This is a genomic window from Flagellimonas rhodophyticola, assembly GCF_049332665.1.
Classification (GTDB): domain Bacteria; phylum Bacteroidota; class Bacteroidia; order Flavobacteriales; family Flavobacteriaceae; genus Flagellimonas.
In genome coordinates this window covers 2,242,884-2,258,542 of record NZ_CP186326.1, presented here as the reverse complement: position 1 = coordinate 2,258,542, position 15,659 = coordinate 2,242,884, and the positions used below count along the sequence as shown (strand labels likewise).

Below are 15,659 nucleotides of genomic sequence, written 5' to 3'. Positions count from 1 at the left end.
AAAACAAGTGTATTCCAATGGGCAAAATCGATATTTTATTACACTTTTTAAGAGGAATTTGCGTTGTTACAATAAAGCAGAAAATTCTTGACATTATCAGTACTTACAAACCATTTCACAAATTTCAACGTATATACTTGAAATGAAATGTGACTCAAAAAAACAAAACGTTTCCAATACTGTAATGATTTAAAACAAAATCAAAAAAACTTAAAAATTAATGCCCCTTAATTTTTAGACCTGAACTTAACTCATTTTGCAATGATAAACAATTTACCTTCTAAGCTTAGATACCTATCATTTTGGATTCTAGATACTTTAAAAGGAAGAAAAATCTTAAAAGAATTAAAAGATATTCAGCTATTGCTTGGTCAAAATTCATTTGATTTACTTAAAAAAAAGAATGAAGCTAAAGTCAAGGACCTATTAAACAAGGTAGTTCATGAAGCTCCTTATTATAGCAATTTTAAAAATTACAAATCTCTTCAAGATTTTCCGGTAACTAACAAGCATATCATAAAAGAAAATTTTAATCAGTTCCAAATAGCATCTTCCAGAAAGACCAAACTGCATACCATATTTACAAGTGGATCCACAGGAACACCTTTTATGGTTTATCAAACTAAACAGAAAAGACATAGAAACACTGCGGATACTATATATTTTGCAGGAAAAGCCGGGTATACACTAGGAGATAAATTGCTTTATCTAAGATTATGGAACAAAAATCTAAAGAAAAATAAGATTTCCGCCTTCATACAGAACGTACATCAAATCAATATTGAAAATCTTAATCCAAGTTATATTGAATCCTTTTTAAAAAGGCTTCAAAAAGACAAATCTCCCAAAGGCTGGTTAGCTTACCCTTCTGGGTTAGAAAAAATTTGTGACTTCCTAGATTCTATAAATTCAAAACCTCTTGATTGTAATATTAAGTCTATAATAGGGATGTCAGAAAACCTAAGTAATCATGTAAGAAATAAAATGTCCCATTATTTTGATGCTCCAATGGTGTCGAGATATTCAAATTTTGAAAATGGAATAATAGCTCAACAGAGTATTGATAGTAATTATTTTGAAGTTAATTGGGCCAGCTACATTCTGGAAATCTTGGATTTTAAGAAGGATGTTCCCGCAAAACCAGGTGAACTGGGTCGCATTGTCATAACTGACCTATATAATCATGCCACACCAATGATACGCTATGATACCGGAGACATTGGAGCAGTTACAAATGTTGAAAACCATTCATTTCCGGTACTTGAAACAGTGGAGGGCAGAAAAGCCGATATCCTATTTAACACAAAGGGAACAATGATAAGTCCCTTTAAGTTTATGGGTATTTTGCCCCAATATCCAGAAATAGAGCAAATACAGTTTATCCAAACCAAAAAAACTGGATATGCTATTAAAATAAATGTAAGAGAAGAGTTTTTGCAAGAGACCGAACTAGTAGCTCTTTTTAAATCAATTGTTGGCGACGATGCCGCAGTAGCAGTTGAATACGTTAATGAAATTCCATTGTTGAGTTCCAAAAAAAGAAAAATTACACGAAATTTGTATTCGGAACAGCTTCTGCAAAATGCATTGGATAGTTCTTTTATTACCAAGCCAACTTTTTAGATGAAAAACACCAATATTCTTTTTACCTGCGCTGGACGACGAAATTATCTCATTAAATACTTTAAGGAAGCACTAAACGGAAACGGAAATGTTGTTGCCGTAGATATGCAACTTTCAGCCCCCGCATTAGTAGATGCTGACATAGCCAGAAAAGTTCCCAATATATATGACCCTGCCTATATACCTGCCTTGAAAAAAGTAATAAAAGAAGAAAGAATTAATGCCGTTATTTCCTTGAATGACCTTGAGTTGCCTATTTTATCGAAGCATAAAAAAGATCTTGAAAATCAGGGCGCCAAAATTATTATTTCTGACCCAAATGCCATTGGAATTGCCTTTGACAAGTGGAGAACTTTTACTTTTTTCAAAAACATTGGAGTAAACACTCCAAAAACATATTTAACCATTCAAGACGCTCTTGATGCAATTCAGAATTCAGAGTTAATCTATCCGTTAATCATTAAGCCCAGATGGGGAAGTGCGTCAATTTCTATTGATATAGCCGAAAATGAAAAAGAACTTAAACTGGCCTATAACCTGCAACACATTAAAGTAAAAAGATCGATATTAAAAAATGCAAGCTCAGAGGATATTGAAAAAAGTATTCTTATCCAGGAAAAAATTGATGGCGAAGAATATGGGATCGATATTTTAAACGATTTTGAAGGCAATCATTATGATTCATTTGTACGTAAAAAACTGGCAATGCGATCAGGAGAAACAGATAAGGCCGTATCAATAATAGATTCTAAATTTTCTGAAACAGCGAAAATAATTGCTGAAAATACCAAGCATGTTGGGAATATGGATTGCGATTTCTTTGTCCATAAAAATGAAATCTACTATTTGGAAATGAATCCCAGATTTGGTGGAGGTTATCCATTTTCACATGAAGCCGGAATTAATACGCCCGCTATCTATATTTCCTGGCTAAATGGACAAACCGATGTGGATAAATTCAATAATTTCGCACCAGGGTTGACCTTTTCAAAATATGATAACCTCATGAAAATTTCAGAAGATTGAAAATATTGACCCCATTAGTTAATAGGACATTTATAGGTGTTTTGTAGATTTGCATTCCACACATCATAATTGCTTTTTACGATAACAAATTTATACCAAATGCAAGCATTAAAGACAATTAAGTCAACATCTCTTTTAGCTTTGTTTATTACTATAGGTCTTTTTTTTTCAAGATGTAGTCCAGAAGACGGTGAAGATGGAACCAATGGCACAAATGGAGTTAATGGATTAAACAGTGCCCTACAGGTGGTCGTTGAACAACCGGGAACCAATTGCCCCAATGGCGGTTATAAGATTGGTTCTGGCCTTGATTTGAATAGAAATGGTCAACTCGATAATGAAGAAATTACTCAAGAGGAGTTCATTTGCAATCTGGTGGAGCCTGACTTCCCGTTTACAAATTATGTTGCATTAATTAGTCAGTCAAACGCAGAAAACCCTACTAGCTCGATTGTCATAAATACTTTAGAATTGAATATTTCATGGGTCCGACAATCCGCTGGCATCTATATAGGTACACTAGATAAAACCATCGACTTGTCCAAGACAGTAATCTTCTACTCCACTCCAAGCAGTCATACTAATGTTCGCGGAGAAGTGTTATCTGAGAATAGTATTCGATTAGAATTACAAAATGGAATCAATTTTTTCCAGGATAATTTCGATAATCTTTCATTTGAAATCAGAGAATATGAATAAGCATAGTTTGATTATAGTAGCATTCATGGTTTTGGGTATTGAATCAAGTGCTCAGAACCTGTTTCCCGCTTCAGGTAATGTGGGTATTGGGACTCTCAATCCTACATTTGAGTTGGATGTAAACGGTTCTTTGAATGCGTCTCAGTTACTCCTTAACGGAACTCCATTAGAAACGTCTCCATGGATCACAGCGGGCAATAACGCCTATTATAATACTGGAAACATCGGTATTGGCAACACCAACCCGGCTTTCCTTTTGGACGTTTCCGGAGCTGTAAATGCAACACAATTACTCCTTAACGGGACTCCGTTAGAAACGTCTCCATGGATCACAGCAGGTAATGACGCCTATTATAATACTGGAAACATCGGTATTGGCAACACCAACCCGGCTTTCCTTTTGGACGTTTCCGGAGCTGTAAATGCAACACAATTACTCCTTAACGGAACTCCGTTAGAAACATCACCATGGGCCACAGCAGGTAATGACGCCTATTATAATACTGGAAACATCGGTATTGGCAACACCAACCCGGCTTTCCTTTTGGACGTTTCCGGAGCTGTAAATGCAACACAATTACTCCTTAACGGGACTCCGTTAGAAACGTCTCCATGGGCCACAGCAGGCAATGACGCCTATTATAATACTGGAAACATCGGTATTGGCAACACCAACCCGGCTTTCCTTTTAGATGTTTCTGGTTCGGTAAATGCAACTCAACTTTTAATAAATGGAACACCTATTGAGATGCCTTTGTGGGATGTAAACGGAAACGATATATCTTATACCCAAGGCACAGTAGGTATTGGAACTGCAACGGTACCTGCTGGATATCAGTTGGCTGTATTGGGAAGTATTATTGCAGAGGGTGTAAATGTAAGATTGAATGTTGATTGGCCAGACTTTGTTTTTAGGGATAATTACAAATTACCCAAGTTGGAGGATGTAAATAGATTTATAAAACGCAATGGGCATTTACCCAATATCCCTTCACAGAAAAAAATTGAGAAGGATGGCATAGATCTTGGCGAGATGGACGCTTTACTGCTTCAAAAGATTGAAGAATTGACGTTATACACCATAGAACAGAACAAGCAAATAAAACAACTAATAGAACAAAACAAAGTACTCATGGAAAATCAAAAAACGATGAGAACCGAGCTATCAGACTACAAAAAACAATGAGGTTTTATTTACTTAATTGACAAAGGGGGTTATTAACCCCCTTTGTCAATTATAATCTTTTTCAAGTGTATTTACCGAACAAGATTTTCTTTGTAATTCGCTTTTAATATGCGATCAACTTAAACTCCGACCTTCTATTCTCACTATGTTTCCTCTCCGGACAATTAACTCCATCTTCACATTCATTGGTCAATCGGGTTTCACCAAAGGCGTCAAGCTGAATTCTATCTTTAGATATACCTTGAGACAATATATATTTTACAGTTCTTTCCGCTCTCTTTTCAGATAACCACTGGTTATACTTATCTGTTCCCCTGGAATCTGTATGGGCATTTACCTCTATCACTAAACTTGGTGTATTCTTCATTATGTTCACCAACTTATCCAATATCACTTTATCATTTGTGGTAAGGTAGGACGAATTTAGCTTAAAATAGACGTTGGACAATTTATCAATTGCCCTTTTTATTTGGGCTAACCTAGCGTCTTCAGCATCTTTCTTTGCTTTCTCGACCTCGGCTAGTCGTGCTGCTTCTTTCTCTCTATCCAAGCGCTCAGCCAAAAGTCTGGCCTCCTCATCGGCTTTTTGTTTCGCTGCGATGGAATCTTGAATTCTTTGCTGCTCGGCCTCCAATTCCTTTAACAATGCCAATTTCTCTTCTCCTTTCCTTGAAAGCCCTTTCTTGACATTGAATCTATACGCAACACCAACAGCATGTTGAATATGGTTAGTGGCATTTTCGGTGTTCATAGCCCATTTTCCAGTGGAATTAAAATCTAGTCCCCAGTGGTCAGAAAACCAAGTTCTAAAACCGACAACTGCATTATATGTTCCCCTTCCTTGATTGTTTGCATCTGTATAACCAACGCCAATGCCAACATACGGATCAAAAAAGCCCATTTCTCCAAGTATCTTATTCAAATCGTAACTTACCCTAAAATCAATACCGAAATAATCCACATCTCCTGGATTCACAGCATTGTCCACTATTTTTCCTGCATCGTACTTGTTATAACTAGCAATAGCTTCCAGCCCTAATCCGTTTTCAAAATAACGACCAATACTGGCCCTTGAGGGATATGGAACAGTGTTCCAACCTGCGCTAAGGTCGAATAGCTTCCCGAATTCGTCTCCAGAATCATCTACGAAATTTGTTCCCAAGGTTACCAACCAATAACTATATACAATACTATCTTTTTTTGTGAGCTGGACATCTTGACCAACTAGGTTGAGGGAACTAAATAAAATAAGTGCCGCAACAAGAGGTTTTACACTTTTCATATGAATAAGATTTGAGGTTCTTTTCAGGGCAAAGCTAAATCAACCCTATGGTAATTTTTTGCTTTGTACTTTGAAGTGCTCTTATTTTCGATAAGAAGTCAAAATCTTGATTAGACCGCTTTTAAAATCCAGATTTTTGTATGCTTACCTCCTTGGACGTGTGTTGAAGTTTATAAATATAAAAGGGATAGGACATTAGAGAGTTTTCAGCTTCCAAACTGCTAGTTTTGTCTGATAATTCTATGGTAATCAAAATATTATTCTCTTCTTCTGTTTTTGTGAGTAAAGGGGTTGTTTCCCCTTTTTGTTTTCCCAAACACATTACCAAAAGAACATTTTTGGAGAAATCAACTTGAGGTACGGGCAGGCCAGGTTTTCTTGTCTGATTGATTCTCCCGTAAAATTTATTCAATGACTTGGAGTCCTGTATTACAGATGCTTCGTAGTTATCAATGCCGCTGTAAGCATCGCTTGCAATCAATTCCATATCTCCTTTTTCAGAGGTATTCATTTTCGTGTCTTTTTGGGCCTTACATGAAACCAAACAGAGAAACGATATCAACAGGAAGTATTTCATAAATTAAAAAGTGTTCTTGAATCTGGATTTAAAGGCCTTTTCATATACCTCTTCATAAAGCGGTAAAATATTCAATATATCAAATTTAGAAGCCACCTTATTGGCATTGTTCTTGAATTCTTCAAGCACATCGTCATCTTTTAAAATATGCATTGCCTTGGATGCCATCTCTTCGATATCGCCTACATCTGCAAGATAACCAGAAACTCCATGTTTGTTTACCTCAGGAATACCACCGGTATTACTGGAAATCACAGGGACTTTATTAATCATTGCTTCCAAAGCTGCCAAACCAAAACTTTCGGATTTGGACGGCAATAAAAACAAGTCTGAAAAGCAAAGGATTCTGTCAATCTCGTTGCTATTCCCCAAAAACACAACCCTGTCTTTTATTCCAAGATCATCACAAAGTTGTTCTGCATATTCTTTTTCCGGTCCTTCACCAACCATGATAAGTTTAGCTGGAATTTCTTTCTGAACTCTATAAAAAACATGAATAACGTCTGGGATGTTCTTGACTTTTCTAAAGTTACTGATATGTGTAATGATTCTCTCGTCTTCATTGGCCATCAAAGACCTTTGGCAATCGGTATAGTCGGATTGGTATTTTGATGAATCAATAAAGTTGGGGATTACCTCAATATCTTTTTCAATATTGAAAATCTCCAAAGTTTTTTGTTTCAATCCTTCTGAAACCGAAGTCACCACATCAGATTTATTGATGCTAAAATTCACCGCTGGTTTGTAAAATGGATGCTTTCCAACCAGTGTTATGTCAGTTCCATGAAGCGTGGTAATCATTGGAATAAAAATTCCTTCTTCTTGCAACATCTTTTTTGCCATATATCCGGCATATGCATGCGGAATGGCATAATGAACGTGTAATAATTCTATTCCATACAGCCTAATTGTGTCCACCAACTTGCTCGACAGGGCTAATTCATAAGGTTGATAATGAAAAAGTGGGTATTCTGGAACGTGAACCTCATGAAAGTGAATATTGTTGCTCAAAAGCCCTAATCTCACCGGCTGTTTGTATGTCACAAAATGCACTTCATGCCCTCTTTCGGCTAGGGCAATGCCTAATTCAGTGGCTACAACGCCACTACCTCCAAAAGTGGGGTAACAAACTATAGCTATCTTCATAAGAACAAATCTAAGGCAATATTTTAAGCCTAATTTATAATAGAATCATAAATCGCCTGCTGAATTCTAGTCCGCAGTCCCGATTTTATCAACAAGGTATTGCTTGAGGACGGGTACGTTCGGTTAGACAGGAATACATACACCAATTCTTCGTCAGGATCTGCCCATGTGTAGGTGCCGGTGAATCCACTATGACCAAAACTTTTCCTTGAAACGCATCCACAGGTTGGTCCGCTATCCTTTAATTGGGGCTTATCAAAACCAACCCCACGTCGCACATCTTTATGGCAGAAATAGCATGTGTTGAATTTCTTTATGGTCCGGTCTGTCAAAAAGCGTTTTCCTCCGTAAACTCCACCTTGTAAATACATTTGCATGATTTTGGCCACATCCATGGCATTGCTGAACAAGCCGGCATGTCCCCCAACTCCGCCCTGCATTGCCGCTCCCATATCATGAACATAGCCTTGAACGGTCTGGTGGCGGTAATAATTATCTTCTTCGGAAGGTATGATAGTTTCTTTCGGGAACTTTTCCAGTGGATTAAACGCAGTATGGTCAAGTCCCATAGGGTTGATCAAGAATTCCTGAATCAATTTATCCAGTGACTGGTCATAGGTATCCTCAATATATTTTTTGAAAACGTAATAGGCCACATCGCTATAGCGATATCGGTTCGATTTTAGACTCTGTCTTCCAATTCTATTGTAAATGGAATCTTTATAGGCATCCGTCAAATACAAATTATCAGCTACCTTATATGAAAAACCATCCGTTGGTGCATTCCTGTAAAATTGGCTGGAAGGTTTTCGACTTTTGGTCAATGTATCGATATAAAAAGCGATCCAAGCAGGCAAACGCCCATAATGCGACAGCGCTTTGAGTACGGTTACATCTTTTAGTTCCGTGGAATCGTACTGCGGAATAAGTTCTTTGAAGGTATCGTTCAATGCTATTTTACCCTCTTCCTCCATTTTCATTATCAAGGGTAATGTTGATAGTATCTTGGTCAATGAAGCTAAGTCATAAATATGGTCGCCTTTGATTTTCTCTTCAGAATCATACGTAGGCTTACCAAAGCTCTTATTGTAAATTACCTTTCCTTTTTTAGCAATTAATACCTGCGCTCCGGGAAACATCAAAGAATCCAAGCCGGCATTGACCAAAGTGTCTACAACGGCCAATCGTGATGAACTTAAACCCACTCGTTCTGGGATGCTATAACCCAAACGCTGCAAGGGTTTTAATGAAGTACCTGTGTTCACTGGGAATTCTGGATGGGCAGACACCGGTAACTTCCCATTGGCGCCTATAGCTCCAAAAATAACCTCTGCTGCTGCTTCTTGTGCCATATCGCTATTTTGATAGGCCATAATCAATCCATCTATTGTTCTGAAATCAAGCACATCCAAAAGCGCGTAAGGTTTGGCAAAAACACTTAAAATAGTGTTACTTGTTCGCAGATTTGCTATTTCGTGTAGCCAAAACAATTCATTCTTCGAAAGTTTATAGGATTTCCAAGGACTTTCATTGCTCTTATGGAACCCGACAATGACCAAATTAAAATCCGCTAGGCTTTTTTTATAACCAGCAGCATCCATTGCCTTAATACGTGTAACCTTGGCGTATTTGGTCAAAGTCTTTAAAAATGTTTCCCCAGAAGCATCACCAAACTGCACATATGCAATTTTTTTGTTCTCTAATTTCTTGACTGGAAGTAAAGAGAAATTGTTTTTGACCGTGGTAATTGCATGCTCTATGGCATTCTCATAGACAACATCATTCTCAACATCATTTAAGTCACCATACAGATTTTCCAGATCAACAGGAGCGTAATCATGAAGGCCGGCCTTGTATTTGGCCATAAGAATCTTCTTGACGGAATAGGCCAAACGATTTTCACTGATTACCCCTTTTGTGTATGCCTCAATAAGTTTTTCTTTAGCTTTCAATACATTTTCGGGCATGAGCAACATATCATTTCCAGCTTTGAAAGCTTCAAGTTCAACTTCTCCTTCCGGAACAAATTCAGAAACCGCCTTCATATTGAGGGCATCGGTAAAAATCAAGCCTTCAAAGCCCATTTCTTCTTTCAAAACTCCAGTAATTATTTGTTCTGAAAGTGAAGATGGCAATCCCTGCATAATTTCGAGATTAGGAACATCTAAATGAGCTACCATCACGGAACTCAATCCATTGCCTATCAACTGTCGATATGGATACAACTCTACGGAATCCAATCGTTGTTTAGTCGAATTGATAACAGGAAGTGATTTGTGAGAATCCGTTGCAGTATCGCCATGTCCTGGAAAGTGTTTCCCGCAGGATAACACCCCGGCCGCTTCCATCCCATTCATAAAAGCAATTCCTTTTTGGGTAACATTGAGAGGGTCTTCGCCAAAGGAACGATTTCCGATAATGGGGTTCTTTGGGTTATTGTTTACGTCAATATCTGGTGCAAAATTGATATGTACACCAAGTCGTTTAGCATGTTTGCCAATTTGATATCCCACTTTTTCAACAATAGAACTGTCTTGAATGGCTCCGAGGGTCATATTCCATGGAAACGCATAGGTAGAATCCAATCGCATGGAAAGGCCCCATTCGGCATCCATTCCAATAAGCAGGGGTATTTTTGCACTTGCCTGATAGCTATTGGTCAGCTTTGCTTGTCTAACCGGACCGCCTCTCGAAAAAATGACACCCCCTATATGCTCTTCTACAATGAGCTTTCTTATGGCATCGGTTGCAGATTTATTTTGGTTGGAAGCGACACTTACCATAAACAGCTGCCCCACACGTTCCTCTAGCGACATACTATCATATTTGGCTTCCACCCAATTAGATTGCACCAAGGAATCTTTAGTGACCAACGGGTTTCTTTGACCGTGGACACTATATAAAACCAATAAGAAAATGGGAAAGTAAAGGTTTATCCGCATAAATATCTTGTCTAAGACATGAACTTACAACGAATAAAAATATTGCATTTCATCGAGGAATGCACAATTATTAGGATAAATTAAGGAGATTTTAGATAAACCAAGAGCACGAATACTTCTGTTTTAATAAAGAGTGGTAGCTGATTTGCCTCACTTTTTCAACTAAAATTATAAGCTCCCGCCACCACGGAATCACTTTCCAAAACTGCGCAGAATTCCTGCCAAACCACTCTTTACTATTCTTTTAGAACCTTTAAATGAAATGAGCCATTGAAATACCCAAACATATAACTACCAGCTTTGACAAATTAAACTTATGACCTTCACCGGTTTCAAATAGGATGGTTGTAGCAATGTGTAAAAAGATACCGATTACTATAGCATTAACAATGTCTAAATATTCAGTAGCTAATACCGTATTATTAGATATGTAGGTTCCTAAAGGGGTCATTGCGGTAAATATCACCAGAAAACCAATAATCTGAACTTTGCTATACTTAGATTGAAATAAAAATGTAGTTAACAATGCTGCTATTGGAATTTTATGGATCAACACACCATACACCATATCATTATTTTGGTGAATAGGAAACCCTTCTAAAAAACTATGAATACAAAGACTTATAAATAGTATCCATGGAAACTGTTCTCCTTCTTTATTAGCATAGGCATGGCCGTGTTCAACACCTTTAGAGAAAAACTCCAAAATAATTTGCAATAGGATACCGCACATTATGAAAAGTCCAGTTTGCTTGGCTTCTAAATGATGATACACTTCGGGCAATAAATCAAAAAGAGCTAATGCTAATAGAAATGCGCCACTAAATGATAATAAGAGTTTAGTGCCTATCGATTTTTGTTTTTTGGTGACAGATGCAATAATAACACCAACAGCAATGGCAATAACTGGGAGTAAATACTTATTCATCAGGTTATTATTTGTAATTGATGGGTTTTGTAATTCGTTTTAGCTATATGGGAGTGGTTTGCAAATATGATTATCATATATCCTTAAAGCGCATTCAAAAGCTGCTAAATTGATGTGCCAAAAAAGTTTTAAAATGTCTTTCGACACATCAATTTGCTGTCATTGTAAATTTTTAATCCGAAAGGATTAAGGCCGCAAAGCCACTTTAAGTGTTCCCGATGAACGGTCACGCATTAAATCATAGCCTTTTTCCGCTTCTGACAATGGTAAAATATCAGTAAAGATTTTACTTGGATCTATAACACCCCTTTCAACTATAGGAAGTAATTTTTCCATATAGGCAGCTACGTTTACAACACCCGTGTGAATAGTTATGTTTCTAAACAAGGCCGATGAGTAAGGCTGTTCTACTGGTTCATAAAGGTGACCAAATCCTAGAACACTTATCGAAGCGCCAGCCTGAGTCATTTCCATACCCTGTGCAATAGCAGTTTTATTACCGACTGAATCTATAACAGAATTTGCACCTCTTCCCTCCGTAAGTGATTTAACGAATGCAACTGGATCTTCGTTTTTTGAATTTACAACATGTGTTGCTCCAATAGTTTTTGCCAATTCTAATCGACTATCGTGACGACCTACAAGAATAATAGTAGAAGGACCAAATAACGTAGCTGCCATTACTGCGCTTAGACCAACCGCACCATCGCCAATAACCACTACCGTTTCACCTGTTTTGATATTCGCATTTAATGCACCATGGTAACCGGTGGCAAAGTTATCTCCCAATGGAAGAACTTTGGTATCGTGTTCCTCTCCAGTTAAACCCTCTGGAAGTTTAAATAGTGATGTATTACCATAAGGAACTCGGATAAATTCGGCCTGACCTCCTTGGATATCATCACCTCCATGCTCAGCAAAAAGTGGTGTTCCAAATAGACCTCCATGATCACATGCTGAAGGTAAATCTCGTTTACAATAGTAACAATCTCCGTCAACAAACATTGCTGAAGCTACCACACGGTCTCCAACTTTTAAGGTGTGAATATCCTTTCCTACTTGATCTATGACACCAACGAATTCATGTCCTATTCGCATCCCTTCAAACAAGCCCATTTCAGGTCCATTTTGGGTAAACTCCAAATCCGCTCCGCAAACACCTGCAAGTGTAATACGTACGATAACATCATCATCTTTTAAAAGTTGTGGTTTAGGTATATCCACAACCTCGATTTTTGCTCTTTCTTTATAAACAACTGCTTTCATGTATTTGAATTTTTAGTTTGAACTACATTTGTTGTCAATTTTTAGGATTAAGGTTGAGCTTGACAGATTTATCGGTCGAATAAACCTTAAAACCAAATTTTTAATTATTGACATGACAAAATTGCGTCATATGCGAAGAGATAAATATGACCTGTGTTAAGAAAAAAGCTTGACTTTTGTCAAGAAGTAAAATTGATATAAATCAATTTTACTTCTTATCAGAACGGATTCTGCTTATTGATTCTGGAGAAATTCCTAAATAGGAGGCTAAGACATACTGAGGTATTCTATTTGCTATTTGAGGATATTTATTAACGTACTCCCAATATCGCTCTTCAGAAGTTTTACTAATGTTGGTAATTACTCGTTGATTAGAATGGGATAAGGCCCTTTCTATATATAATCTGAAATACTGACATAGAGGATGTATTCTACTGCAAAGGTCTTCAACGTCTTCATATTTCATTTGTAAAATTAGGGAGTCTTCAAGAGCTTCAGCATAGTATTCCGCCGGAGTTCTGGTTAAATAACTGTGGAAATCTGTAAAAAACCAATCCTCTATTCCAATACTTACCGTATGTTCTTTTCCATGGTCATCTAAATAAAAAACTCTTACCGCTCCCTCTACAATATAGTTTCTATACTCAGATACAAACCCTGGTTGTATCACAAATTGCCTTTTCTTTATTCTAGTGGTTTTTAATATTGAAATAAACTGTTCTGTTTCGTCATCAGATAGTGTAACATATCTAGCTATATTGTTCAATATTCCTGTGTAAATACTCATCGATTTATGTTTTTCTTTGAGACTTGCCGATAAAAGCCACACAACTATGGTAAGTCAGAATTTCGAGCTTTTCTCAGAAATAGGGACTACCATCTTAGACACTGATGTGCTAGAGCCTATGGAAGGAAAAGTAACTTATCAGTGATTGTGAGGGCCGATTTATGCTAATAAAGATAGTGTTATTTGCGGGTGAATCGAAAGTCGTACCACGTGTTGGTTAGAGAAAAAAGGTTATGAGTGAAGATGAATGCAAAATGGAGGTCTACAACAAACTGATTGTTCGCTAAAAAGAAGTTATACCGTCCTTATTTAATTACAGCCACGGTATTTTATAAGGTTACTATTCGAGGTAATATTGAGAAACATTTTATTTGACGATAGTGCCCTTAAATTCGCCTTGCGTAAAACTTAATGAATTAATATTATTTTCAGGATTACTCCAATCTTGTATAAGGGATATTTTAAAATTTCCCCTTATTATATTTTGTTCTGAACTATAATCTGAAATTGTGATTTGAGATGTTAGGTCATCCTCTAAAATGTATAAGCTGGTAATAACATCACCACCAACAGTTGTGTAATAACTAGATTGAGTTCCAGACAAATTATACACTCCTTTACCATTAAATTTAATCTTAAAAACAACCACTTCCTCGTTTCCAACTCCTAATAAAATAAGAGTGTCATTGACCATATTTAGATTCACTTCCGGAATTCCTTTCCAATTTTCGGAGTTTATTTTTGCAACAATAAAATCAGCCTCTATTTGATCGTCATCTTTGCTACAGGAAACAATCCCTCCAAAGACAAAAAGTAATACCCCAGAAATTAAATAAATCCGCTTCATGGCTAGGTAAGTTTATAAAGAGGATGGAGCTTAGTAGCAATGGTTGCGTAAAGGAATATTCAGACCGGCTGGAGCTATATAAATCGTGAATGCCAACTGTCACTGGCAGGCACCTCCCAATGCTCTAAATACTCCATTTTATTGGCCACCAAATTGTTGAAAACAATAGTGTTTTTGGAAATTGCTTTGTCCTTAGCCATTTTTTTGAAATCCTTTAAGGATTTATAGGCTACATATTCACCTTGTTTGAAGGAAACATTCATGCGGTCCAGAAGGTTTACATCATATTTTTGTTCCAACTGTTGAATAAAATGCACAGAGGCATCAATGGAGCAACCTGACGCTCCCGCCAAGGTCTGGTCTAACCCAATTATCAGGAATCGATTGTATTTAATTTCAAAACCAGCTTTCAATTCACTCCCATGGGCCGTCCAGTCTTTCAGAAATTGTTCTAGTGCTTGTTCAATTTCTTCGAGTTCCTCACTTGAAAAACCACGATTTGATTGATAAATCCAAATTCTTGAGGTGTCCGGAAGTGACTTAAAATCAACTAGCATTTAAATAGAATTTGCGATTAGTTCGGCCACATCCAAAACGGTGACATCATCCTCTTTTTCGTGGGCTTTAATCCCATCTGTCATCATCGTATTGCAATATGGACAACCTGTTGCTATAATATTGGGGTTGGTCTCCAAAGCATCTTTTGTGCGTAGCACATTGATATCCATATCTCCTTTCTCCGGTTCTTTGAACATCTGTGCCCCACCAGCTCCACAGCATAGTGCTGTCTTTTTGTGCCGTTTCATTTCCACAATATTGGCGTTGGTCTTTTTAAGTACTTCTCTAGGAGCATCAAAAACCGAGTTTGCCCTTCCCAAATAACATGGGTCGTGAAATGTGATTCGCTTTTCTTTGTATTCTTGACCAGCAAGGGATAGACGTCCGGCATCCAATAATTCTTTAATGAATTGGGTATGGTGAACCACATCATAATTTCCTCCTAGACCGGGGTATTCGTTTTTCAAGGTGTTGAAGGAGTGAGGGTCACAGGTTACAATGCGCTTTATTTCATAGCCATTTAAGACCTCAATGTTCATCATAGCCTGCATTTGAAACAAAAACTCATTGCCTGCACGCTTTGCTACGTCACCCGTGCAACTCTCTTCTGGTCCCAATACAGCAAAATCGACATTGGCGCTATTCAGAATTTTCACGAAAGCACGGGAAATTTTTTTCGCCCTATCGTCATAGCTACCTGCAGAACCCACCCAAAATAAAATTTCCGGTTGTGTACCCTGAGCCATGAATTCCTCCATGGTTTTTACTTTAAGTTCTTCACTCATAGCAACT

General features: G+C 37.3%; 14 protein-coding genes. 4 read left to right on the top strand and 10 right to left on the bottom strand.

The genetic code is table 11. The annotated features are described in order from the left end of the window. Positions 1-261: 261 nt before the first annotated feature. From ACOKFG_RS10145 to ACOKFG_RS10130, 4 genes are all read left to right on the top strand, one after another. The gene (locus ACOKFG_RS10145; protein ID WP_298789294.1) at positions 262-1,623 is read left to right on the top strand and encodes a CoF synthetase; all 1,362 of its coding nucleotides are present in this window, start codon (positions 262-264) and stop codon (positions 1,621-1,623) included. Further along, positions 1,624-2,649: an ATP-grasp domain-containing protein gene (locus ACOKFG_RS10140; RefSeq protein ID WP_298789293.1), complete on the top strand. Its 1,026-nt coding sequence runs from the start codon at positions 1,624-1,626 to the stop codon at positions 2,647-2,649. 99 nt (positions 2,650-2,748) lie between these two features. Continuing rightward, a complete protein-coding gene (locus ACOKFG_RS10135) occupies positions 2,749-3,348 on the top strand; it encodes a DUF7151 family protein (RefSeq protein ID WP_298789292.1) in 600 nt (199 codons plus the stop codon). Next, positions 3,341-4,534, top strand: a complete 1,194-nt coding sequence (locus ACOKFG_RS10130; protein ID WP_299484983.1) for a hypothetical protein — start codon at positions 3,341-3,343, stop codon at positions 4,532-4,534. The genes ACOKFG_RS10135 and ACOKFG_RS10130 overlap by 8 nt, the downstream gene beginning before the upstream one ends. 103 nt (positions 4,535-4,637) lie before the next feature. Here the strand turns inward: ACOKFG_RS10130 and ACOKFG_RS10125 are convergent, their stop codons facing one another. The 10 genes from ACOKFG_RS10125 to ACOKFG_RS10080 all read right to left on the bottom strand — a co-directional run bounded on the left by ACOKFG_RS10125 (position 4,638) and on the right by ACOKFG_RS10080 (position 15,652). Then, entirely contained in the window at positions 4,638-5,816 is a 1,179-nt protein-coding gene (locus ACOKFG_RS10125) for an OmpA family protein (RefSeq protein WP_299484981.1), read from the bottom strand. Positions 5,817-5,937: 121 nt separating this feature from the next. After that, complete coding sequence (locus ACOKFG_RS10120) at positions 5,938-6,327, bottom strand: hypothetical protein (protein WP_299484979.1); 390 nt, start codon at positions 6,325-6,327, stop codon at positions 5,938-5,940. A 69-nt stretch (positions 6,328-6,396) separates the two neighbouring features. Then, positions 6,397-7,539 (bottom strand): N-acetyl-alpha-D-glucosaminyl L-malate synthase BshA, encoded by a 1,143-nt coding sequence (bshA, locus tag ACOKFG_RS10115; RefSeq protein WP_299484978.1) that lies wholly within the window; start codon positions 7,537-7,539, stop codon positions 6,397-6,399. A gap of 29 nt (positions 7,540-7,568) precedes the next feature. Further along, positions 7,569-10,481 carry a glycoside hydrolase family 3 N-terminal domain-containing protein gene (locus ACOKFG_RS10110; RefSeq protein ID WP_299484976.1) on the bottom strand — a complete coding sequence of 971 codons (2,913 nt, stop codon included), beginning with the start codon at positions 10,479-10,481 and terminating at the stop codon, positions 7,569-7,571. Between the two features lie 253 nt (positions 10,482-10,734). Continuing rightward, a complete protein-coding gene (locus ACOKFG_RS10105) occupies positions 10,735-11,409 on the bottom strand; it encodes a ZIP family metal transporter (protein WP_299484974.1) in 675 nt (224 codons plus the stop codon). Positions 11,410-11,595: 186 nt separating this feature from the next. Beyond that, positions 11,596-12,675: a zinc-binding dehydrogenase gene (locus tag ACOKFG_RS10100; protein ID WP_299484972.1), complete on the bottom strand. Its 1,080-nt coding sequence runs from the start codon at positions 12,673-12,675 to the stop codon at positions 11,596-11,598. Between the two features lie 208 nt (positions 12,676-12,883). After that, on the bottom strand, positions 12,884-13,462 hold the full coding sequence (locus ACOKFG_RS10095) for a Crp/Fnr family transcriptional regulator (RefSeq protein WP_299484970.1): 579 nt from the start codon (positions 13,460-13,462) through the stop codon (positions 12,884-12,886). Positions 13,463-13,829: 367 nt separating this feature from the next. Beyond that, entirely contained in the window at positions 13,830-14,309 is a 480-nt protein-coding gene (locus tag ACOKFG_RS10090) for a DUF6252 family protein (RefSeq protein ID WP_299484968.1), read from the bottom strand. Positions 14,310-14,383: 74 nt separating this feature from the next. Then, positions 14,384-14,866 (bottom strand): ABC transporter ATPase, encoded by a 483-nt coding sequence (locus tag ACOKFG_RS10085; protein ID WP_299484966.1) that lies wholly within the window; start codon positions 14,864-14,866, stop codon positions 14,384-14,386. After that, positions 14,867-15,652 carry a (Fe-S)-binding protein gene (locus tag ACOKFG_RS10080; RefSeq protein WP_422861175.1) on the bottom strand — a complete coding sequence of 262 codons (786 nt, stop codon included), beginning with the start codon at positions 15,650-15,652 and terminating at the stop codon, positions 14,867-14,869. Positions 15,653-15,659 lie beyond the last annotated feature (7 nt).

What these genes read in the sequence shown, in the direction of transcription:
- ACOKFG_RS10145 (WP_298789294.1), top strand. Translation starts at nt 262, where the DNA reads ATGATAAACAATTTACCTTCTAAGCTTAGATACCTATCATTTTGGATT.
- ACOKFG_RS10140 (WP_298789293.1), top strand. Translation starts at nt 1,624, where the DNA reads ATGAAAAACACCAATATTCTTTTTACCTGCGCTGGACGACGAAATTAT.
- ACOKFG_RS10135 (WP_298789292.1), top strand. Translation starts at nt 2,749, where the DNA reads ATGCAAGCATTAAAGACAATTAAGTCAACATCTCTTTTAGCTTTGTTT.
- ACOKFG_RS10130 (WP_299484983.1), top strand. Translation starts at nt 3,341, where the DNA reads ATGAATAAGCATAGTTTGATTATAGTAGCATTCATGGTTTTGGGTATT.
- ACOKFG_RS10125 (WP_299484981.1), bottom strand. Translation starts at nt 5,816, where the DNA reads ATGAAAAGTGTAAAACCTCTTGTTGCGGCACTTATTTTATTTAGTTCC.
- ACOKFG_RS10120 (WP_299484979.1), bottom strand. Translation starts at nt 6,327, where the DNA reads ATGAATACCTCTGAAAAAGGAGATATGGAATTGATTGCAAGCGATGCT.
- bshA (WP_299484978.1), bottom strand. Translation starts at nt 7,539, where the DNA reads ATGAAGATAGCTATAGTTTGTTACCCCACTTTTGGAGGTAGTGGCGTT.
- ACOKFG_RS10110 (WP_299484976.1), bottom strand. Translation starts at nt 10,481, where the DNA reads ATGCGGATAAACCTTTACTTTCCCATTTTCTTATTGGTTTTATATAGT.
- ACOKFG_RS10105 (WP_299484974.1), bottom strand. Translation starts at nt 11,409, where the DNA reads ATGAATAAGTATTTACTCCCAGTTATTGCCATTGCTGTTGGTGTTATT.
- ACOKFG_RS10100 (WP_299484972.1), bottom strand. Translation starts at nt 12,675, where the DNA reads ATGAAAGCAGTTGTTTATAAAGAAAGAGCAAAAATCGAGGTTGTGGAT.
- ACOKFG_RS10095 (WP_299484970.1), bottom strand. Translation starts at nt 13,462, where the DNA reads ATGAGTATTTACACAGGAATATTGAACAATATAGCTAGATATGTTACA.
- ACOKFG_RS10090 (WP_299484968.1), bottom strand. Translation starts at nt 14,309, where the DNA reads ATGAAGCGGATTTATTTAATTTCTGGGGTATTACTTTTTGTCTTTGGA.
- ACOKFG_RS10085 (WP_299484966.1), bottom strand. Translation starts at nt 14,866, where the DNA reads ATGCTAGTTGATTTTAAGTCACTTCCGGACACCTCAAGAATTTGGATT.
- ACOKFG_RS10080 (WP_422861175.1), bottom strand. Translation starts at nt 15,652, where the DNA reads ATGAGTGAAGAACTTAAAGTAAAAACCATGGAGGAATTCATGGCTCAG.